Annotated in this window: 25 protein-coding genes; 20 read left to right on the top strand and 5 right to left on the bottom strand. The window is 72.2% G+C overall.

The window, feature by feature from the left end; translation table 11 throughout:
- Positions 1 to 36: 36 nt before the first annotated feature.
- The 3 genes from idi to galE all read right to left on the bottom strand — a co-directional run bounded on the left by idi (position 37) and on the right by galE (position 2,850).
- On the bottom strand, positions 37 to 630 hold the full coding sequence (gene idi / locus NX794_RS01145) for an isopentenyl-diphosphate Delta-isomerase (RefSeq protein ID WP_258776076.1): 594 nt from the start codon (positions 628 to 630) through the stop codon (positions 37 to 39).
- 150 nt (positions 631 to 780) lie between these two features.
- Positions 781 to 1,722 carry a cation diffusion facilitator family transporter gene (locus NX794_RS01140; protein WP_258776075.1) on the bottom strand — a complete coding sequence of 314 codons (942 nt, stop codon included), beginning with the start codon at positions 1,720 to 1,722 and terminating at the stop codon, positions 781 to 783.
- Positions 1,723 to 1,878: 156 nt separating this feature from the next.
- Entirely contained in the window at positions 1,879 to 2,850 is a 972-nt protein-coding gene (gene galE, locus NX794_RS01135; protein ID WP_258776074.1) for a UDP-glucose 4-epimerase GalE, read from the bottom strand.
- A gap of 263 nt (positions 2,851 to 3,113) precedes the next feature.
- Here galE and NX794_RS01130 point away from each other — a divergent pair, with 263 nt between their 5' ends.
- From NX794_RS01130 to NX794_RS01050, 18 genes are all read left to right on the top strand, one after another.
- On the top strand, positions 3,114 to 4,913 hold the full coding sequence (locus tag NX794_RS01130; protein WP_258776073.1) for a DUF5941 domain-containing protein: 1,800 nt from the start codon (positions 3,114 to 3,116) through the stop codon (positions 4,911 to 4,913).
- Entirely contained in the window at positions 4,910 to 5,662 is a 753-nt protein-coding gene (locus NX794_RS01125; RefSeq protein ID WP_258776072.1) for a phosphocholine cytidylyltransferase family protein, read from the top strand. Before NX794_RS01130 ends, NX794_RS01125 begins: the two co-directional genes overlap by 4 nt.
- Positions 5,650 to 6,711 carry an iron-containing alcohol dehydrogenase family protein gene (locus NX794_RS01120; RefSeq protein ID WP_258776070.1) on the top strand — a complete coding sequence of 354 codons (1,062 nt, stop codon included), beginning with the start codon at positions 5,650 to 5,652 and terminating at the stop codon, positions 6,709 to 6,711. Before NX794_RS01125 ends, NX794_RS01120 begins: the two co-directional genes overlap by 13 nt.
- A complete protein-coding gene (locus tag NX794_RS01115) occupies positions 6,689 to 7,474 on the top strand; it encodes a CDP-alcohol phosphatidyltransferase family protein (RefSeq protein ID WP_258776069.1) in 786 nt (261 codons plus the stop codon). The genes NX794_RS01120 and NX794_RS01115 overlap by 23 nt, the downstream gene beginning before the upstream one ends.
- 5 nt (positions 7,475 to 7,479) lie before the next feature.
- Positions 7,480 to 8,352, top strand: coding sequence for a glycosyltransferase family 2 protein (locus NX794_RS01110; RefSeq protein WP_258776390.1), 873 nt, complete (start codon positions 7,480 to 7,482; stop codon positions 8,350 to 8,352).
- A 102-nt stretch (positions 8,353 to 8,454) separates the two neighbouring features.
- Positions 8,455 to 9,384: an ABC transporter permease gene (locus NX794_RS01105; RefSeq protein WP_258776067.1), complete on the top strand. Its 930-nt coding sequence runs from the start codon at positions 8,455 to 8,457 to the stop codon at positions 9,382 to 9,384.
- On the top strand, positions 9,377 to 10,168 hold the full coding sequence (locus NX794_RS01100) for an ABC transporter ATP-binding protein (protein WP_258776066.1): 792 nt from the start codon (positions 9,377 to 9,379) through the stop codon (positions 10,166 to 10,168). The genes NX794_RS01105 and NX794_RS01100 overlap by 8 nt, the downstream gene beginning before the upstream one ends.
- Before the next feature lie 364 nt (positions 10,169 to 10,532).
- A complete protein-coding gene (gene hpnC, locus NX794_RS01095; protein WP_258776065.1) occupies positions 10,533 to 11,429 on the top strand; it encodes a squalene synthase HpnC in 897 nt (298 codons plus the stop codon).
- Positions 11,426 to 12,376, top strand: a complete 951-nt coding sequence (hpnD, locus tag NX794_RS01090; protein WP_258776064.1) for a presqualene diphosphate synthase HpnD — start codon at positions 11,426 to 11,428, stop codon at positions 12,374 to 12,376. The genes hpnC and hpnD overlap by 4 nt, the downstream gene beginning before the upstream one ends.
- Positions 12,376 to 12,507, top strand: a complete 132-nt coding sequence (locus tag NX794_RS36005) for a DUF6380 family protein (RefSeq protein ID WP_428985827.1) — start codon at positions 12,376 to 12,378, stop codon at positions 12,505 to 12,507. Before hpnD ends, NX794_RS36005 begins: the two co-directional genes overlap by 1 nt.
- Positions 12,504 to 13,931, top strand: coding sequence for a hydroxysqualene dehydroxylase HpnE (gene hpnE / locus NX794_RS01085; protein ID WP_258776063.1), 1,428 nt, complete (start codon positions 12,504 to 12,506; stop codon positions 13,929 to 13,931). The genes NX794_RS36005 and hpnE overlap by 4 nt, the downstream gene beginning before the upstream one ends.
- Positions 13,931 to 15,064 carry a polyprenyl synthetase family protein gene (locus NX794_RS01080; RefSeq protein ID WP_258776062.1) on the top strand — a complete coding sequence of 378 codons (1,134 nt, stop codon included), beginning with the start codon at positions 13,931 to 13,933 and terminating at the stop codon, positions 15,062 to 15,064. The genes hpnE and NX794_RS01080 overlap by 1 nt, the downstream gene beginning before the upstream one ends.
- Before the next feature lie 153 nt (positions 15,065 to 15,217).
- Positions 15,218 to 17,272, top strand: coding sequence for a squalene--hopene cyclase (gene shc, locus NX794_RS01075; protein ID WP_258776061.1), 2,055 nt, complete (start codon positions 15,218 to 15,220; stop codon positions 17,270 to 17,272).
- A gap of 1 nt (position 17,273) precedes the next feature.
- A complete protein-coding gene (locus NX794_RS01070; protein ID WP_258776058.1) occupies positions 17,274 to 17,915 on the top strand; it encodes a phosphorylase family protein in 642 nt (213 codons plus the stop codon).
- Between the two features lie 5 nt (positions 17,916 to 17,920).
- Entirely contained in the window at positions 17,921 to 18,943 is a 1,023-nt protein-coding gene (hpnH, locus tag NX794_RS01065; RefSeq protein WP_258776057.1) for an adenosyl-hopene transferase HpnH, read from the top strand.
- Positions 18,944 to 18,947: 4 nt separating this feature from the next.
- Positions 18,948 to 20,063 (top strand): flavodoxin-dependent (E)-4-hydroxy-3-methylbut-2-enyl-diphosphate synthase, encoded by a 1,116-nt coding sequence (gene ispG / locus NX794_RS01060; RefSeq protein WP_258776056.1) that lies wholly within the window; start codon positions 18,948 to 18,950, stop codon positions 20,061 to 20,063.
- Between the two features lie 36 nt (positions 20,064 to 20,099).
- Entirely contained in the window at positions 20,100 to 21,998 is a 1,899-nt protein-coding gene (gene dxs / locus NX794_RS01055; RefSeq protein ID WP_258776055.1) for a 1-deoxy-D-xylulose-5-phosphate synthase, read from the top strand.
- Positions 21,995 to 23,380 carry an aspartate aminotransferase family protein gene (locus NX794_RS01050; protein ID WP_258776053.1) on the top strand — a complete coding sequence of 462 codons (1,386 nt, stop codon included), beginning with the start codon at positions 21,995 to 21,997 and terminating at the stop codon, positions 23,378 to 23,380. Before dxs ends, NX794_RS01050 begins: the two co-directional genes overlap by 4 nt.
- A gap of 51 nt (positions 23,381 to 23,431) precedes the next feature.
- Here NX794_RS01050 and NX794_RS01045 read toward each other — a convergent pair whose 3' ends face one another.
- Complete coding sequence (locus tag NX794_RS01045) at positions 23,432 to 23,719, bottom strand: hypothetical protein (protein WP_258776052.1); 288 nt, start codon at positions 23,717 to 23,719, stop codon at positions 23,432 to 23,434.
- 131 nt (positions 23,720 to 23,850) lie between these two features.
- On the opposite strand from NX794_RS01045, the gene NX794_RS01040 reads away from it, so the two are divergent.
- A complete protein-coding gene (locus tag NX794_RS01040; RefSeq protein WP_258776050.1) occupies positions 23,851 to 24,477 on the top strand; it encodes a helix-turn-helix domain-containing protein in 627 nt (208 codons plus the stop codon).
- Entirely contained in the window at positions 24,474 to 24,596 is a 123-nt protein-coding gene (locus NX794_RS01035) for a DUF6126 family protein (protein WP_258776049.1), read from the top strand. The genes NX794_RS01040 and NX794_RS01035 overlap by 4 nt, the downstream gene beginning before the upstream one ends.
- A 5-nt stretch (positions 24,597 to 24,601) precedes the next feature.
- Here the strand turns inward: NX794_RS01035 and NX794_RS01030 are convergent, their stop codons facing one another.
- Entirely contained in the window at positions 24,602 to 25,399 is a 798-nt protein-coding gene (locus tag NX794_RS01030; RefSeq protein WP_258776048.1) for a tyrosine-protein phosphatase, read from the bottom strand.
- Positions 25,400 to 25,652: the final 253 nt, after the last annotated feature.

The raw sequence follows: 25,652 nt of genomic DNA, 5'->3' as shown, positions 1-25,652 counted from the left end.
AAACATCCCCGCCCGCGGTCCCACCCCCTGCCGCCGCTACCAGCCGGCCGACTGCCCCGTCAGCTCCCGGACGGCCGGCCGCGCGGCGTCCAGCACCGTCATGAACCAGGCGGAGAACGGGTCCCGGGCGTGCCGCTCGGCCAGCTCGGCCGCCGTCACGTAGGCGGTCGAGGCGACCTCCTCCGGGTCCGGCGCGAGCGGCGCCTGCACCAGGCCCACGAACAGGTGGTTGAACTCCTGCTCCACCAGGCCCGAGGCCGGGTCCGGGTGGTTGTAGCGGACCGTGCCCGCCTCCGCCATCAGCGACGGCGAGACCCCCAGCTCCTCGTAGGTGCGCCGGGCCGCCGCCGCGAACGGCGACTCGCCGGGGTAGGGGTGCCCGCAGCAGGTGTTGGACCAGACACCGGGGGAGTGGTACTTGCCGAGCGCCCGCTGCTGGAGCAGCAGCCGGCCCTGTTCGTCGAAGAGGAACACCGAGAACGCGCGGTGCAGCAGTCCCGGCGGCTGGTGGGCGGCGAGCTTCTCCGCCGTACCGGTCGTCACACCCTTCTCGTCGACCAGTTCCAGCAAAATCGCCTCTGCGGTGCCGTCCGACGCGCTCTGCGCCGCGGTGGCAGGTGTGATCGGCATACCCATCCTTCGCCTCGGTCTTCGCACCCCAAGTCTGCCGTACGAATCCGGCACTCCCGGCACTTGCCGCCCCGTCCGCGCGCGGCGCCGTACCCGAGCACGGACCCCGCCGATCATCGTGCCCGGCGTTTGCCGCCGGGAATCGCGGGGTCAGTGGCAGAGCCGGGCCTCGTGCTCCGCGTGCCCGCCCGGTTCCAGCTGGAAGGTGCAGTGCTCCACGTCGAAGTGGTCGCCGAGGCAGCCCTGCAACTCGTGCAGCATCTTCTCGTGGCCGATGGCGTTCAGTACCTCGGAGCTGACCACGACGTGCGCCGACAGCACCGGCATGCCCGAGGTGATGGTCCAGGCGTGCAGGTCGTGGACGTCCTCCACGCCGTCGAGCGCCAGGATGTGCTCCCGGACCTCCGCCATGTCGACGTCCTTGGGCGCCGCCTCCAGCAGCACGTCCAGCGTCTCGCGCAGCAGCTTCAGCGTGCGCGGCACGATCATCAGGCCGATCACCAGCGAGGCGATGGGGTCGGCCGGCTGCCAGCCCGTGGTCAGGATGACGGCCGCCGAGATCAGCACCGCCACCGAGCCCAGCGCGTCCGCGGCCACCTCCAGGAAGGCCCCGCGCACGTTGAGGCTCTCCTTCTGCCCGCGCATCAGCAGCGTCAGCGAGACCGAGTTGGCGGCGAGGCCGATCAGACCGAACACGATCATCTGGCCGCCGTGCGTGTCCGCGGGCGTGACGAACCGCTCGACCGCCTCGAAGAGGACATAGCCGCCCACGCCGAGCAGCAGCAGGCAGTTGGCCAGTGCGGCCAGGATCTCGGCGCGGGCGTAGCCGAAGGTGCGGTTGGCGCTCGCCGGGCGGTTCGCGAAGTGGATCGCCAGCAACGCCATGACGAGGCCCACCGCGTCGGTCGCCATGTGCGCCGCGTCCGCGATCAGCGCGAGCGAGTCGGCCACCAGGCCGCCGACGACCTCGACGACCATCACCAGCAGCGTGATGCCCAGCGCCACCCGCAGCCGGCCCCGGTACGCCGCCGCGGCCGTACCCGTCGGCGGCGCGTGCGAGTGCGTGTGCCCGTGGTCGTGCCCTGCCCCCATGCCTACCGCCCTTCCGAGTGCCGTCAGGCAGCCCAGTCAACTACGGGTGGGGGGTATCGGGCAACGCGGCACTGAACACCGTTGTCATGTGCCCTGACCTGCGGAAACGTTCCGCAGGTCAGACGGGTGACAGGCCCCGTGCGACGGCCGCGCGGTTCACATCCCGTGGTGCGGCCGCCAGCCCCGCCAGGCCGAGTCGACCATCTCGCGCACCCCGCGCGTGGCCCGCCAGCCCAGTTCCGCCGCGGCGCGCTCGGCCGAGGCCACCGCGCGCGGCGCGTCCCCCGGCCTGCGCCCCTCGACCACGGCCGGCCGGCGGTCCCCGGTGACCTCGCCGATCACGTCGATCAGCTCCCGCACCGAGACGCCCTCGCCGCGGCCGATGTTCAGTGTGAGATCACCGCTCGCGGCACCGTCCGCGAGCCGCCGGGCCGCCGCCAGATGGGCCTCGGCGAGGTCGGCCACGTGGATGTAGTCCCGCACGCAGGTGCCGTCCGGCGTCGGGTAGTCCGCGCCGAAGATCCGCGGGGCCTCGGCACGGGTGAGCCGGTCGAAGACCATCGGCACGATGTTGAACACCCCGGTGTCCGCCAGCTCCGGTGCCGCCGCGCCCGCCACGTTGAAGTAGCGCAGGCACACCGTGGCGATGCCGTGCGCCCGCCCGGCCGCCCGCACCAGCCACTCGCCGGCCAGCTTGGTCTCGCCGTAGGGGTTCACCGGGGCGCACGGGGTGTCCTCGGTGATGAGGTCCACGTCCGGGTTGCCGTACACGGCCGCCGACGAGGAGAACACCAGGCGGCCGACGCCCGCTCCGGCCATCGCGTCCAGCAGGGTGGCCAGGCCGCCGACGTTCTCCCGGTAGTAGCGGGTCGGCCGCTCGACCGACTCGGCGACCTGCTTGCGCGCCGCGAGATGCACCACACCGGTCACGCCGTGCTCGGTGAGGACCCGCGCCAGCAGGTCCCCGTCCAGTGTCGAGCCCGGCACCAGCGGCACCTCGGCGGGCAGCCGTTCGGGCACGGCGGCCGACAGGTCGTCCAGCGCCACGACGCTCTCCCCGGCGCCGGCCATGGCCCGAGCCACATGCGCCCCGATGTATCCGGCTCCGCCGGTGATCAGCCACGTCATGGTCGCCCACCCTATGCCGGGCCGGCGGGGTGTCCCGGATGCCCGGGTCTGCGCCCGCGGGTTTGTGGGGCGGGCCCCGGATCACCGATGATGATCGCGGCAAAGGCCGGGTCAGCCCCCGTGGGCCGGGCCGTGAACGGCCGGTGAACGCGGGTTCGCGCCCATCCGATACCCTCTGCCGACATGCCGCCCGGGAGCCGCAGCCGGGAGTCCCACCACGTGCAAGACCGGCCCGCAGGCCGGCACCCAGGGAGTGAGTTCGGTTGCCGACCGCCATCGTCACCGGTCCGCCGGTCCCCGGCTCGTCGCTCGACAGCGATCTGCGGTCGCTGGGCTTCGACGTACGTCCGGCCGCCGACGCCGCCGAGGCCGAGACCCTGCTCGCCGCCACCCCCGCCACCGAGCGCGTCGCCCTGGTCGACGGCCGCTTCGTCGGCCACCCGCACGCCCTGCGCCTCGGCCTGACCGACCCGCGCTTCCCGCTCGCCGCCGTCCCCGGCGCCGTCACCGCCCAGCCGGCCGCCCGGCAGGCGCTGACCCGGGCCGTGGCCCGCGAGACCTCCGCCGGCGGCGGCACCACGCTCGCCGTGGACAGCCTCGCCGACCGCGTGGTCACCGCCCTCGACGCCGAGGGCAGCGCGGTGCACCGGCCCGAGCTGGGCAGCCTGGTCGCCGCCGTCCCCGCCGACCCGCAGACCCGCAACGAGGCCCGGCAGGCCGTCGCCGCCGTGGACGACGAGGCGATCCGCCTGAAGTCGGCCGTCAAGTCCCGCGACGGTTTCTTCACCACCTACTGCGTCAGCCCCTACTCGCGCTACCTCGCCCGCTGGTGCGCCCGCCGGGGCCTGACCCCTAACCAGGTCACCACGGCCTCGCTGCTCACCGCCCTGATCGCGGCCGGCTGCGCGGCCACCGGCACCCGCGGCGGCTTCGTCGCGGCCGGCGTGCTGCTGATCGCCTCCTTCGTGCTGGACTGCACCGACGGCCAGCTCGCCCGCTACGCCCTGAAGTACTCCACGCTCGGCGCCTGGCTCGACGCCACCTTCGACCGCGCCAAGGAGTACGCCTACTACGCCGGCCTCGCCCTCGGCGCGGCCCGCGGCGGCGACGACGTGTGGGCCCTCGCCCTCGGCGCGATGATCCTCCAGACCTGCCGGCACGTGGTCGACTTCTCCTTCAACGAGGCCAACCACGACGCCACCGCCAACACCAGCCCCACCGCCGCCCTCTCCGACCGGCTCGACAGCGTCGGCTGGACGGTCTGGCTGCGCCGCATGATCGTGCTGCCGATCGGGGAGCGCTGGGCGCTGATAGCGGTCCTGACGGCGCTCACCACCCCGCGCGTCACCTTCGTCGTGCTGCTGATCGGCTGCGCCTTCGCCGCCACCTACACCACCGCCGGCCGGGTGCTGCGCTCCCTGACCCGCAAGGCCCGCCGCACCGACCGCGCGGCGGCGGCCCTCGCCGACCTCGCCGACTCCGGCCCGCTCGCCCAGGCCGCCGGCCGCCTCGCCAAGCGCGGCCTGCCCGGTCTCGCCGTACCCGCCGTCGCCCTGCTGGGCGGTGCCGCCGTGGTCGCCTGCTCGGCCCTGCCCGGCTACGGCTCCGTACTCCCGCTGCTCGGCGCCGTCGGCTATGTCCTCACCTCGGCGCTCGCCGTCGCGCGCCCCCTCAAGGGCGCCCTCGACTGGCTCGTCCCGCCCTTCTTCCGGGCCGCCGAGTACGGCACCGTGCTCGCCCTCGCCGGCAAAGCGGGGGTGAACGGAGCCCTTCCCGCGGCTTTCGGCCTGGTGGCGGCCGTCGCCTACCATCACTACGACACGGTGTACCGCATCCGCGGCGACGCCGGGGCGCCCCCGTCCTGGCTGGTGCGCGCCATCGGGGGGCACGAGGGGCGGACGCTGCTCGTCACCGCCCTGGCCGCGCTGCTCACCGCCTCGCAGTTCACGGTCGCGCTCACGGTCCTCGCCGTGGCCGTCGCCCTCGTGGTGCTCGTCGAGAGCATCCGCTTCTGGGTCTCCGCAGGGGCCCCAGCCGTACACGACGAAGGAGAAACCGCATGATCGGCCTCGTGCTCGCGGCCGGCGCCGGACGGCGTCTGCGCCCCTACACCGACAGCCTTCCCAAGGCTCTGGTGCCGGTGGGCCCCGCGGGCATAGAGGGCGAACCGACGGTCCTCGACCTCACCCTCGGCAACTTCGCCGAGATCGGTCTGACCGAGGTCGCGGTCATCGTCGGCTACCGCAAGGAGGCCGTCTACGCGCGCAAGGCGGCCCTGGAGGAGAAGTACGGCCTCAAGCTCACCCTGATCGACAACGACAAGGCCGAGGAGTGGAACAACGCCTACTCCCTGTGGTGCGGCCGTGACGCCCTCAAGGACGGCGTGATCCTCGCCAACGGCGACACCGTGCACCCGGTCTCCGTCGAGAAGACCCTGCTGGCCGCGCGCGGCGAGGGCCGGCGGATCATCCTCGCCCTGGACACGGTCAAGGACCTCGCCGACGAGGAGATGAAGGTCGTCGTCGACCCCGCGAAGGGTATGACGAAGATCACCAAGCTGATGGACCCGGCCGAGGCGACCGGCGAGTACATCGGCGTCACGCTGATCGAGGGCGACGCCGCACCCGAGCTGGCCGACGCGCTGAAGACCGTCTGGGAGACCGACCCGCAGCAGTTCTACGAGCACGGCTACCAGGAGCTGGTCGACCGCGGCTTCCGGATCGACGTGGCACCGATCGGTGACGTCGCGTGGGTCGAGATCGACAACCACGACGACCTCGCCCGCGGACGGGAGATCGCGTGCCAGTACTGACCCGGCTCATCCCCTCGCCGGTCGTCGTGGACATCCGCCCGGGTGCCCTGGACGACCTGGCCGGGGTCCTCGCCGACGAGCGGATCTCGCAGTCCGGCCGGCTCGCCATCGCCGTCAGCGGCGGCTCCGGAGCGCGGCTGCGCGAGCGCGTCGCCCCCTCGCTGCCGGGTGCCACCTGGTACGAGGTGGGCGGCGGCACGATCGACGACGCCGTCCGGCTGGCCGGTGACATAAAGGCCGGCCACTACGACGCGGTCGTGGGCCTCGGCGGCGGGAAGATCATCGACTGCGCCAAATTCGCGGCGGCCCGGGTCGGCCTGCCGCTGGTCGCCGTCGCCACCAACCTCGCCCACGACGGCCTGTGCTCGCCGGTCGCCACCCTCGACAACGACGCGGGCCGCGGCTCCTACGGCGTGCCGAACCCGATCGCGGTGGTCATCGACCTCAATGTGATCCGCGAGGCGCCCGTGCGGTTCGTGCGCTCCGGGATCGGCGACGCCATCTCCAACATCTCCGCGGTCGCGGACTGGGAGCTGGCCAACCGCGTCAACGGCGAGAAGATCGACGGCCTGGCCGCCGCCATGGCCCGGCAGGCCGGCGAGGCGGTGCTCAGGCACCCGGGCGGGGTCGGCGACGACGGCTTCCTCCAGGTGCTGGCCGAGGCGCTGGTCCTCACCGGTATCGCCATGTCCGTGTCGGGCGACTCCCGCCCGTCCTCCGGCGCCTGCCACGAGATCAACCACGCGTTCGACCTGCTCTACCCCAAGCGTGCCGCGGCCCACGGCGAGCAGTGCGGCCTCGGCGCGGCCTTCGCGATGTACCTGCGCGGAGCACACGAGGAGTCGGCGTACATGGCCGAGGTGCTGCGCCGGCACGGGCTCCCGGTGCTGCCGGAGGAGATCGGCTTCACGGTGGACGAGTTCGTCCGCGCGGTGGAGTTCGCTCCGGAGACCAGGCCCGGCCGCTACACGATCCTCGAACACCTCGACCTCAAGACGAACCAGATCAAGGACACGTACGCCGACTATGTCAAGGCCATCGGTAGCTGAACTCCGTCCGGTCGTCCACCCCGCGGGGGTGAAGGACCGGCGCAGCGGTGAGCACTGGGGGGGACGCCTCTACATGCGAGAGGTGTCCCTGCGCGTCGACCGCTACCTGGTCAACACCAGGGTGACGCCCAACCAGCTCACGTACCTGATGACCGTCTGCGGCGTGCTCGCGGCCCCGGCCCTGCTGGTGCCGGGGATCGCGGGCGCCGTGCTCGGCATCGTCGCCACCCAGCTCTACCTGCTGCTGGACTGCGTCGACGGTGAGATCGCGCGCTGGCGCAAGCAGTACTCGCTCGGCGGCGTCTACCTGGACCGGGTCGGGGCCTACCTGACCGACGCGGCCGTGCTGGTCGGCCTCGGGCTGCGCGCCGCCGACCTGTGGGGAAGCGGCCGTATCGACTGGCTGTGGGCCTTCCTCGGCACCCTCGCCGCGCTCGGCGCGATCCTGATCAAGGCCGAGACCGACCTGGTCGGCGTGGCCCGGCACCAGGCCGGCATGCCGCCGGTCAAGGACGCCGAGTCGGTCGTCCGGCCGCGCTCCGCCGGCATGGCGCTGGCCCGCCGGGCCGCCTCGGCGCTGCGCTTCCACCGGCTCATCCTCGGCATCGAGGCCTCGCTGCTGATCCTGCTCCTCGCCATCGCGGACCAGATCCACGGCGACCTGTTCTTCACCCGGCTCGGCACCGCCGTCCTCGCCGGGATCGCCCTGCTGCAGACCGTGCTGCACCTGGTGTCCATCCTGGCGTCGAGCAGGCTGAGGTGAGCGGGATGAAGGTCGGCGCCGTCGTCATCACCATGGGCAACCGGCCCGAGGAACTGCGGGCCCTGCTGGACTCCGTCGCCAAGCAGGACGGCGACCGGGTCGAGGTCGTCGTCGTCGGCAACGGCTCGCCCGTGCCCGACGTGCCCGAGGGCGTGCGCACCGTGGAGCTGCCGGAGAACCTCGGCATCCCCGGCGGACGCAACGTCGGCATCGAGGCCTTCGGCCCCGGCGGCCAGGATGTCGACATATTGCTCTTCCTGGACGACGACGGCCTGCTCGCCCGCAACGACACCGCCGAGCTGTGCCGGGAGGCCTTCGCCGCCGACCCGGAACTCGGCATCGTCAGCTTCCGCATCGCCGACCCCGAGACCGGTGAGACCCAGCGCCGGCACGTGCCCCGGCTGCGCGCCTCCGACCCGATGCGCTCCTCCCGGGTGACCACCTTCCTCGGCGGCGCCAACGCCGTACGCACCAAGGTCTTCGCGCAGGTCGGCGGCCTGCCCGACGCGTTCTTCTACGCCCACGAGGAGACCGACCTGGCCTGGCGGGCCCTCGACGCCGGCTGGATGATCGACTACCGGTCCGACATGGTGCTCTACCACCCGACGACCGCACCCTCGCGGCACGCGGTCTACCACCGCATGGTCGCCCGCAACCGCGTCTGGCTGGCCCGCCGCAACCTCCCCGCCCCGCTGGTCCCGGTCTACCTCGGCGTCTGGCTGCTGCTCACCCTGCTGCGCCGCCCCTCCGGACCGGCCCTGAAGGCCTGGTTCGGCGGCTTCCGGGAAGGCTGGGGCACGCCCTGCGGCCCGCGCCGCCCGATGCGCTGGCGCACGGTGTGGCGGCTCACCCGGCTGGGCCGGCCCCCGGTGATCTGACAAGCTCGACCTGAGAGGCCCCCGGTCGCCGCCCGGCGCGCCCGCGCGCCCGGCGGGGCAGCGGCCCCGACGCAGATGTACCCGAAGACGAAAGTTTCCCCTGTGAGTGAGACCACGCACGACGGCACGGTCGCGGTGACCGCCGCCCCGGCGCCCGACGAGGGACTGACGCCGGCCGAGCTGGCCGCCCGGTACGGGCTCTCCGTGAGCGGCGCCCGGCCCTCGCTCGGGGAGTACGTCCGTCAGCTGTGGAGCCGGCGCCACTTCGTCCTCGCCTTCTCCCAGGCCAAGCTCACCGCCCAGTACAGCCAGGCCAAGCTCGGCCAGCTCTGGCAGGTGGCCACCCCGCTGCTGAACGCGGCCGTGTACTACTTCATCTTCGGCCTGATCCTCAAGGCCAGCCGGGGCATGTCCCACGACGTGTACATTCCGTTCCTGGTCACCGGCGTCTTCGTGTTCACCTTCACGCAGAGCTCGGTGATGTCGGGCGTGCGCGCCATCTCCGGCAACCTGGGCCTGGTGCGCGCCCTGCACTTCCCGCGCGCCGCGCTGCCCGTCTCCTTCTCGCTCCAGCAGCTCCAGCAGCTGCTGTTCTCGATGATCGTGCTGTTCGTCGTCGCGATCGGCTTCGGCAGCTACCCGGGCGTGTCCTGGCTGCTGATCGTGCCTGTGCTGGCGCTCCAGTTCCTGTTCAACACCGGGCTCGCCATGATCGTGGCCCGGCTGGGCGCCAAGACGCCGGACCTCGCGCAGCTCATGCCGTTCCTGCTGCGCACCTGGATGTACGCCTCCGGTGTCATGTTCTCGATCAGCACGATGCTCCAGGGGCGGCCCGAGTGGATCACGCGGGTGCTCCAGTTCAACCCCGCCGCCGTCTACATGGACCTGATGCGCTTCGCGCTCATCGACGGGTACGGTTCCTCGAACCTGCCGCCGCACGTGTGGGCCGTCGCCCTGTTCTGGGCCGTGGCCGCCTTCGCCGGCGGATTCGTGTACTTCTGGAAGGCGGAGGAGCGGTACGGCCGTGGCTGAGCAGAACGCTGGGGAGCACACCCGGGACCGGCGCCCGACGGTCATCGCCGACGACCTGCACATCGTCTACCGGGTCAACGGCGCCAAGACCGGCAAGGGCAGCGCGACGGCCGCCCTCAGCCGCATCCTGAAGCGGGGCGAGGAGCGCGGGGTGCGCAAGGTGCACGCCGTGCGCGGGGTCTCCTTCGTCGCCTACCGGGGCGAGGCCATCGGCCTGATCGGCTCCAACGGCTCCGGCAAGTCCACCCTGCTGCGCGCCATCGCCGGCCTGCTCCCCGCCGAGAAGGGCAAGGTCTTCACCGACGGCCAGCCCTCCCTGCTCGGCGTCAACGCGGCCCTGATGAACGACCTCACCGGCGAGCGCAACGTGATCCTGGGCGGTCTGGCCATGGGGATGTCGCGGGAGCAGATCAAGGAGCGCTACCAGGGCATCGTCGACTTCTCGGGCATCAACGAGAAGGGCGACTTCATCACCCTGCCGATGCGCACCTACTCCTCCGGCATGGCGGCCCGGCTGCGGTTCTCCATCGCCGCCGCCAAGGACCACGACGTCCTCATGATCGACGAGGCCCTGGCCACCGGTGACCGCAAGTTCCAGAAGCGCTCCGAGGAACGCATCCGGGAACTGCGCAAGGAGGCCGGAACGGTATTTCTGGTCAGCCACAACAACAAGTCCATCCGCGACACCTGCGACCGCGTGCTGTGGCTGGAACGCGGCGAGCTGCGCATGGACGGACCCACCGACGAGGTCCTGAAGGAATACGAGAAGTTCACGGGTAAGTAGCCCGATTTCGGCCAGGGCCCCGCCGTGAACCTCGCGGCGGGGTCCCGCGTCCTTAAAGGAAGCGTCAACTCCGGCCAGCGGCAGGAATCTTGGTGCCGATCGGTGCGTTCTTGTGATCCACAGGACACCCCGGGGAACCTTGCTGCGTTGTACAACGTAAGCTGTACCGGTCCCGGAAAGCGGCAAGTGGGGCGATAATGCGCGACACCCTCCGACGGGCAGGCCTCGCGCATTGCCGGGCGGCGTGTCCGAAATAGTGTGTATTGGGTCGGCAGTGTAGAACGGGAGATGTGACGGCAATGGCTACGGAGACTCCCCGGCTCAACGCAGCATGTGCCGCCCCCGCCGCCCCGGGCAGCGCCCGATGACGGCCCCCCACCCGGCGACCGACCCGGAACGCGCCACCCTGGACAAGGCCGCGAGCGAGAACTTCCCCGTGGCCCCCTTCTTCCTGCCCCGCGACTGGCGCGACGACCTCATGGCCGTCTACGGCTTCGCCCGCCTCGTCGACGACATCGGCGACGGCGACCTCGCCCCCGGCGGCGCCGACGCCCGGCTGCTCGGCGTGTCGGCCACCGAGGCGGAGGACCGCCTGCTGCTCCTCGACGCCTTCGAGGCGGACCTGCGCCGGGTCTTCGACGGCACCCCCCGCCACCCCCTGCTGCGCCGCCTGGCGCCCACCGTCCGCCGCCGCTCGCTCACCCCCGAGCCGTTCCTCGGCCTGATCGCCGCCAACCGCCAGGACCAGCTCGTCACCCGGTACGAGACCTACGACGACCTCCTCGCCTACTGCGAACTCTCCGCCAACCCCGTCGGCCGCCTCGTCCTCGGCGTCACCGGCACCGCCACCCCCGAGCGGATCCGGCTCTCCGACGCGATCTGCACCGCCCTGCAGATCGTCGAGCACCTCCAGGACGTCGCCGAGGACCTCGGCCGCGACCGCGTCTACCTGCCCGCCGAGGACATGAAGCGTTTCCACGTCCAGGAAACCGACCTCGCGGCGAGAACCGCCGGCGCGTCGGTGCGCGCCCTGGTCGCGTACGAAGCGCAACGCGCCCGCGATCTGCTGAATGAAGGCGCCCCCCTGGTGGGTAGCGTCCACGGCAGGTTGAAGCTGCTGCTCGCGGGGTTCGTGGCGGGAGGAAGGGCGGCGATCCGGGCGATCGCCGCCGCCGAACACGACGTACTTCCCGGCCCGCCCCGACCCGGCAAGGTCCAGTTGCTGCGTGAGGCGGGCGTGATCCTGCGAGGAAAGGGGTGATCCGGACCGTGGATTCTCCGCCACACGTGTCCGCTCCGGTACTCGCCGCCTACAGTTACTGCGAGGCCGTCACCGGGCAGCAGGCCCGCAACTTCGCGTACGGTATCCGGCTGCTGCCGACGGCCAAGCGACGCGCCATGTCGGCGCTGTACGCGTTCTCCCGGCGCGTGGACGACATCGGCGACGGCGCGTTGCCCGACGACGTCAAGCTGGCCCGGCTCACCGACACCCGGGCCCTGCTCGACCGCGTCCGGGACGGCAAGGTCGAGGAGGACGACACCGACCCGGTGGCCGTCGCCCTCACCCACGCCGCGCGGGCCTTCCCGATCCCGCTCGGCGGCCTGGACGAGCTGATCGACGGCGTCCAGCAGGACGTGCGCGGCGAAACCTACGAGACCTGGGACGACCTGAAGGTCTACTGCCGGTGTGTCGCCGGTGCCATCGGCCGCCTCTCGCTCGGCGTGTTCGGCACCGAACCCGGCGCGCGCGGCGCCGAGCGGGCATCCGAGTACGCCGACACGCTCGGTCTCGCCCTCCAGCTCACCAACATCCTCCGGGACGTCCGCGAGGACGCCCAGGGCGGCCGCACCTACCTGCCCGCCGACGACCTCGCCAAGTTCGGCTGCTCGGCCGGGTTCGAGGCGCCCACCCCGCCGGAGGGCTCCGACTTCGCCGGCCTGGTCCACTTCGAGGTGCGCCGCGCCCGCGCCCTGTTCGCCGAGGGCTACCGGCTGCTGCCCATGCTCGACCGGCGCAGCGGCGCCTGCGTCGCGGCCATGGCCGGCATCTACCGCCGGCTGCTGGACCGTATCGAGCGCGACCCGGAGGCCGTGCTGCGCGGCCGGGTCTCGCTGCCCGGCCACGAGAAGGCCTACGTCGCCGTCCGCGGCCTGTCCGGCCTGGACACCCGGCACGTCACCCGGCGCACCGTCAGGAGGCGCGCCTGATGGAGCGGCCAGAACCGGCCGATATGCGGCAGGCAACCCTCCGCTGCGGCGTGGCGTCCCTGACGGCGACGACCGTGCGTGCACCGTTCAACCAGCACGCCCGGCCCGCACGGAAGGACGCACCACGATGAGCGACGGCTCCCGCCCCGCACCGGAGCACCCGGCCACCGCGCAGGCGGTGGGCCGGAGCGCCGTCGTGGTCGGCGGCGGACTGGCCGGCATCACCGCGGCGCTCGCGCTCGCCGACGCGGGCGTCCGCGTCACCCTGCTCGAAGGCAGGCCCAGGCTGGGCGGCCTCGCCTTCTCCTTCCAGCGCGGCGACCTGACCGTCGACAACGGCCAGCACGTGTACCTGCGCTGCTGCACCGCCTACCGCTGGTTCCTCGACCGGATCGAGGGCGCGGCGCTGGCACCGCTGCAGGACCGCCTGGACGTGCCCGTCGTGGACGTCGCCAAGCCCGAGGGCAGGCGGCTCGGCCGGCTGCGGCGCGACCCGCTGCCCGTCCCCCTCCACCTGGGGCGGGGCCTGGCCGGCTATCCGCACCTCTCGCTCGCCGAGCGCGCCGCGGTCGGGCGGGCCGCGCTCGCGCTGAAGGCACTCGACCTCACCGATCCGGCCCTGGACGACCAGGACTTCGGCGGCTGGCTGACCGCGCACGGCCAGTCGGCGCGCGCCGTCGAGGCCCTGTGGGACCTGGTCGGGGTCGCCACCCTCAACGCGGTCGCGGGCGACGCCTCGCTGGGGCTCGCCGCGATGGTGTTCAAGACCGGTCTGCTGTCCGACCCGGGCGCGGCCGACATCGGCTGGGCCCATGTCCCGCTGGGCGAACTGCACGACCGGCTGGCCCGCAAGGCGCTCGACTCCGCGGGCGTCCGTACCGAGGTCCGTACACGCGTCACCTCCGTCTCCCTCAACGAGAACGGACGCTGGAGCGTTCAGGTTCCCGGCGAGACGCTCGAAACCGACGCCGTCGTGCTCGCCGTACCCCAGCGCGAGACCCACGACCTGCTGCCGCCCGGCGCCCTCGACGCCCCCGAGCGGCTGCTCGCGATCGGCACCGCGCCGATCCTCAACGTCCACGTCGTGTACGACCGCACGGTGCTGGCCGCCCCCTTCGTCGCGGCCGTCGGAAGCCCCCTGCAATGGGTGTTCGACCGCACCGCCGCCTCCGGACTGCGCTCCGGCCAGTACCTCGCCGTGTCCCAGTCGGCCGCCCAGGACGAGATCGACCTCCCGGTCGCCGACCTGCGCGCCCGCTACCTGCCCGAGCTGGCCCGACTGATCCCCGGAGCGCGGACCGCCGGGGTACGGGACTTCTTCGTCACCCGGGAGCGCACCGCCACGTTCGCCCCCGCCCCCGGCGTCGGCCGGCTGCGGCCCGGCGCCCGCACCAAGGCCCCCGGCCTGTACCTGGCCGGAGCGTGGACCGCCACCGGGTGGCCCGCGACCATGGAGAGCGCGGTCCGCAGTGGAGTGAGCGCGGCCGACGCCGCGCTGAGCGCCCTGGGCCGGCCCCGCCCGAGCCGCCTCTTCGCGTTCGAGGAGGCGGCCTGATGCTCGACCAGCGCGCGGGGGTCCCCCGCACCCCCGGTACCGCAACAAGAGGAGAGACTGTGCCCACTGTGCCCCCGGCCTCGACGCCCGATCCACGGGCCGCGGTGGACGTCGCCGCGCTGCTGGAGCGCGGGCGGACCCTGGCCACCCCGGTCCTGCGCGCGGCCGTCGACCGCCTGGCGCCTCCCATGGACACGGTCGCCGCCTACCACTTCGGCTGGATCGACGCCGCGGGCAACCCGGCCGACGCCGACGGCGGCAAGGCCGTGCGCCCCGCGCTGGCCGTGCTCTCCGCCGAGGTCACCGGCGCCGCCCCCGAGACGGGCGTGCCCGGCGCCGTCGCCGTGGAGCTGGTGCACAACTTCTCGCTGCTGCACGACGACCTGATGGACGGCGACGAGCAGCGCCGGCACCGCGACACCGTCTGGAAGGTGCACGGCCCCGCCCAGGCCATCCTGGTCGGCGACGCCCTGTTCGCCCTCGCCAACGAGGTCCTGCTGGAACTCGGCACCGTCGCGGCCGGCCGCGCCACCCGCCGGCTGACCTCCGCCACCCGCGCCCTCATCGACGGCCAGGCGCAGGACATCTCCTACGAGCACCGCGACCGGGTCAGCGTCGAGGAGTGCCTGGAGATGGAGGGCAACAAGACCGGCGCCCTGCTGGCCTGCGCCTCCTCCATCGGCGCGGTCCTCGGCGGCGCGGACGACGCCACCGCCGACGCGCTGGAGCGCTACGGCCACCACCTGGGCCTGTCCTTCCAGGCGGTGGACGACCTGCTCGGCATCTGGGGCGACCCGGAGGCCACCGGCAAGCAGACCTGGAGCGACCTGCGCCAGCGCAAGAAGTCCCTGCCGGTGGTCGCGGCCCTCGCGGCCGGCGGCCCCGCCTCCGAGCAACTGGCGGAGATCCTCGCCGCCGACGCCAAGAGCAGCGACTTCGAGAACTTCTCCGAGGAGGAGTTCGCGGCCCGCGCGGCCCTCATCGACCAGGCCGGCGGCCGCGAGTGGACGGCCGAGGAAGCGCGCCGCCAGTACACCATCGCCCTCCAAGCCCTGGACGCCGTCACGATGCCCGACCGGGTGCGGGACTCCTTCACGGCGCTCGCCGACTTCGTCGTCGTACGAAAGAGATGAGCCTTATCGGACCCACACACCTCGCGTAGTCGCCGGCCGGTTTCCGCCCCGGGTGCTCGGAACTCTCCCGAGCGGACGGAGCACAGGGACAGGACACCGGCCGACGGCGGACCCGTAGCAGCACGACTCGCACGACTGCACGAAGGGGAAGCCATGACAGCGACGACCGACGGAAGCACCGGGGCGGCCTTGCCGGCCCGCGCTGCCGCGGCCAGCGACACCACCACCGCGACTCTCACCACCCCCGAGGCGGCCGGGGTACCGGAAGCCGCCGCCCGCGCCGCACGGCGCGCCACCGATGTCCTGCTCGCCGCCCAGGACGACCAGGGCTGGTGGAAGGGCGACCTGGAGACGAACGTCACCATGGACGCCGAGGACCTGCTGCTCCGCCAGTTCCTGGGCATCCTCGACGAGACGACCACCGAGGCCGCCGCCCGCTTCATCCGCGGCGAGCAGCGCCCGGACGGCACCTGGGCCACCTTCTACGGCGGGCCCGGCGACCTGTCCGCCACCATCGAGGCCTACGTCGCCCTCCGGCTGGCCGGCGACGCGCCCGACGCCCCGCACATGGCGAAGGCGTCCGCCTGGGTCCGTGAGCGCGGCGGCATCGCGGCCGCCCGTGTCTTCACCCGGATCTGGCTCGCCTTGTTCGGCTGGTGGAAGTGGGCGGACCTGCCCGAACTGCCGCCGGAACTGATCTGGTTCCCGAGCTGGATGCCGCTCAACATCTACGACTTCGGGTGCTGGGCCCGGCAGACCATCGTGCCGCTCACGATCGTCTCGGCCAAGCGCCCGGTCCGCCCGGCCCCCTTCCCGCTGGACGAGCTGCACACCGACCCCGAGCGGCCCAACCCGGTCAAGCCCCTGGCACCGGTGGCCAGTTGGGACGGCGCCTTCCAGCGTCTGGACAAGGCGCTGCACCAGTTCCGCAAGGTCGCCCCGCGCAGGCTCCGCAGGGCCGCGATGAACGCCGCCGCCCGCTGGATCATCGAACGGCAGGAGAACGACGGCTGCTGGGGCGGCATCCAGCCCCCGGCGGTGTACTCGGTCATCGCCCTGCACCTGCTCGGCTACGACCTCCAGCACCCGGTGATGCGCGAGGGCCTGGCCTCGCTGGACCGGTTCGCCGTCTGGCGCGCGGACGGCGCCCGGATGATCGAGGCCTGCCAGTCCCCGGTGTGGGACACCTGCCTCGCCACCATCGCGCTCGTCGACGCCGGACTCCCGGTCGACCACCCGCAACTGGTCAAGGCGGCCGACTGGATGCTCGGCGAGGAGATCGTCCGGCCCGGCGACTGGGCCGTCAAGCGCCCTCAACTCCCGCCGGGAGGCTGGGCGTTCGAGTTCCACAACGACAACTACCCGGACATCGACGACACCGCCGAGGTCGCCCTGGCGCTGCGCCGGGTCAGGCACCACGACCCCGAGCGCGTGGACCGGGCGATCGGCCGGGCGGTGCGCTGGAACCTGGGCATGCAGTCGAGGAACGGCGCGTGGGGCGCCTTCGACGTCGACAACACCAGCCCGTTCCCGAACCGGCTGCCGTTCTGCGACTTCGGCGAGGTCATCGACCCGCCGTCCGCCGACGTCACCGCGCACGTGGTCGAGATGCTCGCCGCCGAGGGCCTCGCCCACGACCCGCGCACCCGGCGCGGCATCGCCTGGCTGCTCGCCGAACAGGAGCCGAACGGCTCGTGGTTCGGCCGCTGGGGTGTCAACTACCTCTACGGCACCGGCTCGGTGGTACCCGCCCTCACCGCGGCCGGCCTGCCCGTCTCCCACCCCGCGATCCGGCGGGCGGTCACCTGGCTGGAGTCGGTCCAGAACGACGACGGCGGCTGGGGCGAGGACCTGCGCTCCTACCAGCACGTCAAGGAGTGGAGCGGCCGCGGCGCCTCCACCGCCTCGCAGACCGCGTGGGCGCTGATGGCGCTGCTCGCCGCGGGGGAGCGGGACTCCGGGGCCGTCGAGCGCGGGGTGCGGTGGCTGGCCGACACCCAGCGGGCGGACGGCACCTGGGACGAGCCGTACTTCACCGGGACCGGCTTCCCCTGGGACTTCTCCATCAACTACCACCTGTACCGGCAGGTGTTCCCGCTCACCGCGCTCGGCCGGTACCTGCACGGCGACCCCTTCGAGCGCAACCTGCTCGCCCGCCCCGACCGGACCGCCCGGCGGGCCGCCGCCCCGCAGGCCGCGGGGGGCTGACGTGGCCACCCCGTCCGCTCCGGCCCCGCTGCTGATCGCCTGCGCGCTCGGCATCGAGCACCTCGCCCTGCGCACCGGCGACCGCGGCGGTGCCGGCGGGCCGTACACCCTCCTCCGCACGGGCATGGGGCCCCGGGCGGCGGAACGCTCCGTCACCGGCCGGCTCCGGGCCCCGGCACTCGCCGGGGCCGCCGTGCTGGCCACCGGCTTCTGCGCCGGACTCGCACCCGGGATGCACCCCGGCGACCTGGTCGTCGCCGAGGAGACCCGGGACCCGCGCGGGACCGTCCCGTGCGTGCGCACCGACCTGCTCGTCAAGGAACTCTCGCGTATCCTGCCCGGCCGCACCGTGCACACCGGCCCGCTCACCGGCTCCGACCACGTGGTCCGGGGTCCGGAGCGGTCCGGCCTGCTCGCGACGGGCGCGATCGCCGCCGACATGGAGTCGGCGGCCACCCTGCTGACGGCGCTGCGGACGGGCGAACGCCCGGTCGCGGCCGTCCGGGTGGTCGTCGACGCCCCGGAGCACGAACTCGTCCGGATCGGCACCGTGCGCGGAGGAATATCAGCCTTCCGCGTCCTTCGCTCCCTTCTTCCCGCGTTCTTCGAATGGCACCGTTCTTCGTCGCTCCCCCGGAGGTGAGCCAGATGGCCATGCCGTTGCGTCAGTCCATCAAGGTCGCTACATACCTGGCCGAACAGAAGCTCCGCAAGCGGGACAAGTTCCCGCTGATCGTGGAACTGGAGCCGCTGTTCGCCTGCAACCTCAAGTGCGAGGGCTGCGGCAAGATCCAGCACCCGGCGGGCGTGCTCAAGCAGCGCATGCCGGTCGCCCAGGCCGTGGGCGCGGTACTGGAGTCCGGCGCGCCGATGGTCTCCATCGCCGGCGGCGAGCCCCTGATGCACCCTCAGATCGACGAGATCGTCCGGCAGTTGGTGGCCAAACGCAAATACGTCTTCCTGTGCACCAACGCGATGCTGCTGCGCAAGAAGATGGACAAGTTCACGCCCTCGCCGTACTTCGCCTTCGCGGTGCACATCGACGGCCTGCGCGAGCGGCACGACGAGTCCGTCGCGAAGGAAGGCGTGTTCGACGAGGCGGTGGAGGCCATCAAGGAGGCCAAGCGGCGCGGCTTCCGGGTGACCACCAACTCCACCTTCTTCAACACCGACACCCCGCAGACCATCATCGAGGTGCTCAACTTCCTCAACGACGACCTCCGGGTCGACGAGATGATGATCTCGCCCGCCTACGCCTACGAGAAGGCCCCCGACCAGGAGCACTTCCTCGGCGTCGAGCAGACCCGCGAGCTGTTCAAGAAGGCGTTCGCCGGCGGCAACCGCAGGAAGTGGCGGCTCAACCACTCCCCGCTCTTCCTGGACTTCCTGGAGGGCAGGGTCGACTTCCCGTGCACCGCGTGGGCGATCCCCAACTACTCCCTGTTCGGCTGGCAGCGCCCCTGCTACCTGATGAGCGACGGGTACGTGCCGACGTACCGCGAACTCGTCGAGGAGACCGACTGGGACAAGTACGGCCGCGGCAAGGACCCGCGCTGCGCCAACTGCATGGCGCACTGCGGCTACGAGCCCACCGCCGTCCTCGCCACCATGGGCTCCCTGAAGGAGTCCCTGCGGGCCATGCGCGAGACCGTCTCCGGAAACCGGGAGTGACCCCGTGACCGCCGTTCCCTTGGGCGTTCCCGAGGTGCCGGCCCGCCCCGTCGCACCGCGTCGCCGGTCGCGCCGGATCCAGGTGGGGCCGGTGGCGGTCGGGGGCGGAGCCCCGGTCTCGGTGCAGTCGATGACGACGACCCGTACGTCCGACATCGGCGCCACCCTCCAGCAGATCGCGGAACTCACCGCGTCCGGCTGCCAGATCGTCCGCGTCGCCTGCCCCACTCAGGACGACGCGGACGCCCTGGCCACCATCGCCCGCAAGTCCCAGATCCCGGTCATCGCCGACATCCACTTCCAGCCCAAGTACGTCTTCGCGGCCATCGAGGCCGGCTGCGCGGCCGTCCGCGTGAACCCCGGCAACATCAAGCAGTTCGACGACCAGGTCAAGGAGATCGCGCGTGCCGCCAGGGACCACGGCACCCCGGTCCGGATCGGCGTCAACGCCGGTTCCCTGGACCGCCGCCTGTTGAAGAAGTACGGCAGGGCGACCCCGGAGGCACTGGTCGAGAGCGCGCTGTGGGAGGCGTCGCTCTTCGAGGAGCACGATTTCCGGGACATCAAGATCTCGGTCAAGCACAACGACCCGGTCGTGATGATCGAGGCCTACCGGCAGCTCGCCGAGAGCTGCGACTACCCCCTGCACCTCGGGGTCACCGAGGCGGGCCCGGCGTTCCAGGGCACCGTCAAGTCCGCCGTCGCCTTCGGGGCGCTGCTCTCCGAAGGCATCGGCGACACCATCCGCGTCTCCCTGTCGGCCCCGCCCGCCGAGGAGGTCAAGGTCGGCATCCAGATCCTCCAGTCGCTCGGGCTGAGGGAACGGCGCCTGGAGATCGTCTCCTGTCCGTCCTGCGGACGCGCCCAGGTGGACGTCTACAAGCTCGCCGAGGAGGTCACCGCCGGCCTGGACGGGATGGAGGTGCCGCTGCGGGTCGCGGTGATGGGGTGCGTGGTCAACGGACCCGGCGAGGCCCGTGAGGCCGACCTCGGCGTGGCCTCCGGCAACGGCAAGGGACAGATCTTCGTCAAGGGCGAGGTCGTCAAGACCGTGCCCGAGTCCAAGATCGTGGAGACCCTCATCGAGGAGGCCCTGAGGATCGCCGAACAGGCCAAGTGAGTCGGGACAGGGAACGGACCGAGAGGGGGCCCGAGCGTGACCATTCTGGAGACGATCCGCGGACCACGGGAACTGAAGGCGCTGTCCGCGGCACAGCTCGGCGAACTGACCGAGGAGATACGCGAGTTCCTGGTGCACGCGGTGTCGAGGACCGGGGGACACCTCGGCCCCAACCTGGGCGTGGTGGAACTGACCGTCGCCCTGCACCGGGTCTTCGCGTCACCGGTCGACCGCATCCTGTGGGACACCGGCCACCAGAGCTATGTGCACAAGCTGCTGACGGGGCGTCAGGACTTCTCCAAGCTGCGCGGCAAGGGCGGCCTGTCCGGCTACCCCTCGCGCGAGGAGTCCGAGCACGACGTCATCGAGAACAGCCACGCCTCCACCGCGCTCGGCTGGGCCGACGGCCTCGCCAAGGCACGCCAGGTACGGGGCGAGGAGGGCCACGTCGTCGCGGTCATCGGCGACGGCGCGCTGACCGGCGGCATGGCCTGGGAGGCGCTGAACAACATCGCCGCGGCCCGGGACCGGCCGCTGATCATCGTCGTCAACGACAACGAGCGCTCCTACGCGCCGACCATCGGCGGCCTCGCCAACCACCTGGCCACCCTGCGCACCACCGACGGCTACGAGCGCTTCCTCGCCTGGGGCAAGGAGATGCTCCAGCGCACCCCGGTCGTCGGCGGCACGCTCTACGAGTCCCTGCACGGCGCGAAGAAGGGCTTCAAGGACGCCTTCGCCCCGCAGGGCATGTTCGAGGACCTGGGCCTGAAGTACCTCGGCCCGATCGACGGCCACGACATCGGCGCCGTCGAGTCGGCGCTGCGCCGGGCGAAACGCTTCCACGGGCCCGTCCTGGTCCACTGCCTCACCGAGAAGGGCCGCGGCTACCAGCCCGCCCTCGCCCACGAGGAGGACCGCTTCCACACCGTGGGCGTGATGGACCCGCTCACCTGCGCGCCCCTCACCCCGGCCGGCGGACCCTCCTGGACCTCGGTGTTCGGCGACGAGATCGTGCGGATCGGGGAGGAGCGGGCGGACGTCGTCGCCCTCACCGCCGCCATGCTGCACCCGGTGGGCCTCGGCCCGTTCGCCGAGCGCTTCCCCGACCGGGTCTGGGACGTCGGCATCGCCGAGCAGCACGCCGCCGTGTCCGCCGCCGGCCTCGCCACCGGGGGCCTGCACCCGGTCGTCGCCGTCTACGCCACCTTCCTCAACCGCGCCTTCGACCAACTGCTGATGGACGTGGCCCTGCACCGCTGCGGGGTGACCTTCGTGCTCGACCGGGCCGGCGTCACCGGCGTCGACGGCGCCTCCCACAACGGCATGTGGGACATGTCGGTGCTCCAGGTCGTGCCGGGCCTGAGGATCGCCGCCCCGCGCGACGCCGACCAACTGCGGGCGCAGCTGCGGGAGGCGGTCGCCGTGGACGACGCGCCGACCCTGGTGCGCTTCCCGAAGGAGTCCGTCGGCCCCCGCGTCCCGGCCGTCGGCCAGGTGGGCGGCATGGACGTCCTGCACCGCGACGAGCGCCCCGAGGTGCTGCTGGTCGCCGTCGGCGTGATGGCCCCGGTCTGCCTGCGGGCCGCCGAACTGCTCGCCGCCCGGGGCGTCGGCTGCACGGTCGTCGACCCGCGGTGGGTCAAGCCCGTCGACCCCGCGCTGCCCGGACTCGCCGCCGGACACCGGCTGGTGGCCGTGGTCGAGGACAACAGCCGTGCGGCGGGGGTCGGTTCGGCCGTCGCCCTGGCCCTCGGCGACGCCGACGTGGACGTGCCGGTCCGGCGCTTCGGCATCCCCGACCAGTTCCTCGCGCACGCCAAACGCGCCGAGGTACTGGCCGACATCGGCCTCACGCCCGTCGAGATCGCCGGGCGGATCAGCGCGAGCCTGGCCGTGAAGGACGCGGGCGGCACAGCCAAGGAGAGTGAATGACCACGGAGTTCGACCTCGGCGCCCTGCTCGCCGAGCGCGGAGCCGAACGCTACGAGCTGCACGCCCGCTACCTCAATCCGCAGCTCCCGCGCATGCTGCACACCATCGGCTTCGACAGGGTCTACGAGCGTGCCGAGGGCGCCCACTTCTTCGACGCGGACGGCAACGACTACCTGGACATGCTCGCCGGGTTCGGGGTGATGGGCCTGGGCCGCCACCACCCGGTCGTCCGCAAGGCGCTGCACGACGTGCTGGACCTGGATCTCGCCGACCTCACCCGCTTCGACTGCCAGCCGCTGCCCGGCCTGCTCGCCGAGCGGCTGCTCGCCCACAGCCCGCACCTGGACCGGGTGTTCTTCGGCAACAGCGGCACCGAGGCGGTCGAGACCGCCCTGAAGTTCGCCCGCTACGCCACCGGGAAGCCGCGCGTCCTGTACTGCGACCACGCCTTCCACGGCCTGACCACCGGCTCGCTGTCGGTCAACGGCGAGAGCGGCTTCCGCGACGGCTTCGCCCCGCTGCTGCCCGACACCGCCGTACCCCTCGGTGATCTCGACGCCCTGGCACGGGAGTTGCGCAAGGGCGATGTCGCCGCACTGATCGTGGAGCCGATCCAGGGCAAGGGCGTGCACGAGGCACCGCCCGGTTATCTGCGCGCCGCCCAGGAGTTGCTGCACCGGCACAAGGCGCTGCTCATCGCGGACGAGGTGCAGACCGGGCTCGGCCGCACCGGGGACTTCTACGCCTACCAGCACGAGGAGGGCGTCGAACCGGACCTGGTCTGCGTGGCCAAGGCGCTCTCCGGAGGGTACGTCCCGGTGGGCGCCACCCTCGGCCGGGACTGGATCTTCAAGAAGGTCTACTCGTCCATGGACCGCGTCCTGGTCCACTCGGCGAGCTTCGGCTCGGGCGCCCAGGCCATGGCGTGCGGTCTCGCCGTGCTGTCGGTCATGGAGAACGAGCAGATCGTCGCGGGCGTGCGCACCACGGGCGAGCTGCTCAAGTCCCGGCTGACCGCGCTGATCGGGAAGTACGAGCTGCTGGCCGACGTGCGCGGCCGGGGCCTGATGATCGGCATCGAGTTCGGCCGGCCCGCCTCGCTGAAGCTGCGCAGCCGCTGGACCATGCTCCAGGCGGCGCGCAAGGGCCTGTTCGCGCAGATGGTCGTCGTCCCGCTGCTCCAGAAGCACCGGATCCTCACCCAGGTCTCCGGCGACCATCTGGAGGTGATCAAGCTGATCCCGCCGCTGGTCCTGGACGAGGCGGACGTGGACCGGTTCGTGGACGCCTTCACGGCCGTGATGGACGACGCGCACAGTGGCGGCGGCCTGATGTGGGACTTCGGCAAGACGCTGATCAAGCAGGCGGTCGCGAACCGCTGAGACACGCGAGGCCCCGCACCGGCCGGGTGCGGGGCCCTCGGTGTGCCCCGTTCAGCCGGCGAGCACGACGAAGTAGAGGAAGCAGGTCACCAGCCCGGTGAGTCCCAGGGCGGTCCCGACGACGGCCGTCCACAACCGGCCGACGCCCTGCTCGGCGTAGTAGACCCCCATGGCACCGAAGGCGACGGCGAGCCCGGCCGCCAGGAGTGACCAGGGGAGCAGCAGGAACATGAGTGTCGGCCACGCACCCGCGGCGGCCACCAGGCCGAGTACGGCGGCGAGCGGGCCGAGCGCGACGGCCGGTGAGTCGTCCCGATGAGCCGAGCCACGGTCGGTCATGACCGTTCCCCCTCTATTTGAACGTGTTCAAATACTAGGCTCGACCGTAGCACGAAGGATCACATCCGGTCGGGATTTGCCTCACAGGCAAGAAAATTGCCGCTCAGGCAATAATGCGGCTGAATGGAGGCATGAACGCCTCAGACGCCGTGCCACCGGCGGCGGGTCACGGCGAGGAGTTGCCGGCCGTCGCCCCGCAGCTGCGGGCGCTGCGCCGGCGCGCCGGCCTCACCCTGGAGGCCGCCGCCCGCAGCGCCGGGCTCTCGCCGGCCCATCTCTCCCGGCTGGAGACCGGCAACCGGCAGCCCTCGCTGCCCATGCTGCTCGCCCTCGCGCGCATCTACGGTACGACGGTCTCCGAACTGCTCGGCGAGACGGTCGCCGACCGGGACGCGATCGTCCGGGCCGCCGACATGGAGCCGACCCGGGCCGGCGGCTGGATCTACACCCAGGCCGGGTCCTCGGGCCGCGGCATGCAGGCCCTGCGCGTCCGCGTGCCCTACGGCTCGCAGGGCGACATCGTGCGCGTCCACCCGGGCGAGGAGTGGCTCTACGTCCTCAAGGGGCGGCTGCGGCTGCGCCTCGGCGACGCCGCGCACCTGCTCGCGCCCGGGGACAGCGCGCACTTCGACTCACTCACCCCGCACCGCCTCGCCGCCGAGGACCACGACGGCGTGGAACTGCTGTTCGTCCACACCCTGCTGCAGAGCCCCACGGCCACCCTGTGCCTGGGACCGTCGACCGGAGAGCTGCCATGAGCAACTTCGAGACCAAGTTCCCCCGTTCCCTGTGGGTCCGGCTGATCATCTACATCGCCCTCGGCCATGTCCTGGCCGCCTTCCTCTACCTGCTGTTCGCGCTGGGCGGCAAGGGCTGACCGGCTCAGTCCAGCAGGCGTCCGCGCAGCCGGTCCCGGTGCTCGGCGGTGACCCCGAGGCCGCGCTCCAGATAGCCGTCGACGTCCCCCCAGGTCTCCTCGATGCTCGCGAAGGCCGCCTCCAGGTACTCGGCGCGGGCGTCGAAGAGCGGGCCGAGCAGCTCCATCACCTCGGGCGTGTACGCCGAGTCCGCGCCGCCGTTACGGCGGACCCGGTAGCGCCGGTGCTTGGCGTTGGACTCCAGGTAGTCGGCCACGATGGCGTCCCGCTCCACGCCGAGCGCGAGCAGCGTGACCGCTATGGAGATGCCCGCGCGGTCCTTGCCGGCCGCGCAGTGCATCAGCGCGGGCACGCTGTCCTCGATCAGCGCGTGCAGCACCCGGGAGTGCTCGGCGGTGCGCTCGGTGACGATCGTCCGGTACGAGGCGACCATCCGGGCGACGCCCTTGCCGTCGTCCAGGACCGCGCGCAGCTGGTCGAGGTCGCCGTCGCGCACCATCTTCCAGAACTCGGCGCCGTCCGCCGGGTCGCTCAGCGGCAGGTTCACGTTCCGTACGCCGGGCAGCTCGACGTCCGGGCCCTCCAGCTTCTGGTCGGCCGCGTTGCGGAAGTCGAAGATCGTGTGCAGGTCCAGGGAGGCGAGGAAGGCCGCGTCCTCGGCGGTCGCGTGCGCCAGGTGGCCGCTGCGGAACAGCACGCCCTGCCGCACCCGGCGTCCGTCCACCGTGGGCAGCCCGCCCACGTCGCGGAAATTGCGCACACCGGCCAGCTCCGGCTCGGTCGACGGGACCTGCTGCGTCACGGAGGGCTCCTCCCGGTCGGCCCCGCCGGCGCGGCTCGACGACGGGCACTGCGACGACGATACGACATCGGTCACCTGGGGCAACGGGTTGCCCGGCGATGATCCGCGAATGCCGCAAAACGGTCGAAGCCCGAATTGGCGCTTTTCTCTCAACTCCATGCGAAATAAGGCTGTGTATCGCGGTGGTGCGTGAGGAGCGTCATAGCGGTGACCCAGCGTTGTAAGTCATGCCCACGTAATCCGGCTGGGAAAA

It is taken from the genome of Streptomyces pyxinicus (genome assembly GCF_024753135.1).
Lineage (GTDB): Bacteria > Actinomycetota > Actinomycetes > Streptomycetales > Streptomycetaceae > Streptomyces > Streptomyces pyxinicus.
The sequence above is the reverse complement of the archived record's forward strand: the minus strand, read 5'-3'. Positions and strand labels throughout refer to the sequence as shown.

Bases quoted from the DNA above. Each gene is read 5' to 3' on its own strand.
- idi (WP_258776076.1), bottom strand. From the start codon at position 630: ATGCCGATCACACCTGCCACCGCGGCGCAGAGCGCGTCGGACGGCACC.
- NX794_RS01140 (WP_258776075.1), bottom strand. From the start codon at position 1,722: ATGGGGGCAGGGCACGACCACGGGCACACGCACTCGCACGCGCCGCCG.
- galE (WP_258776074.1), bottom strand. From the start codon at position 2,850: ATGACGTGGCTGATCACCGGCGGAGCCGGATACATCGGGGCGCATGTG.
- NX794_RS01125 (WP_258776072.1), top strand. From the start codon at position 4,910: ATGATCGGCCTCGTGCTCGCGGCCGGCGCCGGACGGCGTCTGCGCCCC.
- NX794_RS01115 (WP_258776069.1), top strand. From the start codon at position 6,689: ATGTCAAGGCCATCGGTAGCTGAACTCCGTCCGGTCGTCCACCCCGCG.
- NX794_RS01110 (WP_258776390.1), top strand. From the start codon at position 7,480: ATGAAGGTCGGCGCCGTCGTCATCACCATGGGCAACCGGCCCGAGGAA.
- hpnC (WP_258776065.1), top strand. From the start codon at position 10,533: ATGACGGCCCCCCACCCGGCGACCGACCCGGAACGCGCCACCCTGGAC.
- NX794_RS36005 (WP_428985827.1), top strand. From the start codon at position 12,376: ATGGAGCGGCCAGAACCGGCCGATATGCGGCAGGCAACCCTCCGCTGC.
- hpnE (WP_258776063.1), top strand. From the start codon at position 12,504: ATGAGCGACGGCTCCCGCCCCGCACCGGAGCACCCGGCCACCGCGCAG.
- NX794_RS01080 (WP_258776062.1), top strand. From the start codon at position 13,931: ATGCTCGACCAGCGCGCGGGGGTCCCCCGCACCCCCGGTACCGCAACA.
- shc (WP_258776061.1), top strand. From the start codon at position 15,218: ATGACAGCGACGACCGACGGAAGCACCGGGGCGGCCTTGCCGGCCCGC.
- hpnH (WP_258776057.1), top strand. From the start codon at position 17,921: ATGGCCATGCCGTTGCGTCAGTCCATCAAGGTCGCTACATACCTGGCC.
- NX794_RS01050 (WP_258776053.1), top strand. From the start codon at position 21,995: ATGACCACGGAGTTCGACCTCGGCGCCCTGCTCGCCGAGCGCGGAGCC.
- NX794_RS01045 (WP_258776052.1), bottom strand. From the start codon at position 23,719: ATGACCGACCGTGGCTCGGCTCATCGGGACGACTCACCGGCCGTCGCG.
- NX794_RS01040 (WP_258776050.1), top strand. From the start codon at position 23,851: ATGAACGCCTCAGACGCCGTGCCACCGGCGGCGGGTCACGGCGAGGAG.
- NX794_RS01035 (WP_258776049.1), top strand. From the start codon at position 24,474: ATGAGCAACTTCGAGACCAAGTTCCCCCGTTCCCTGTGGGTCCGGCTG.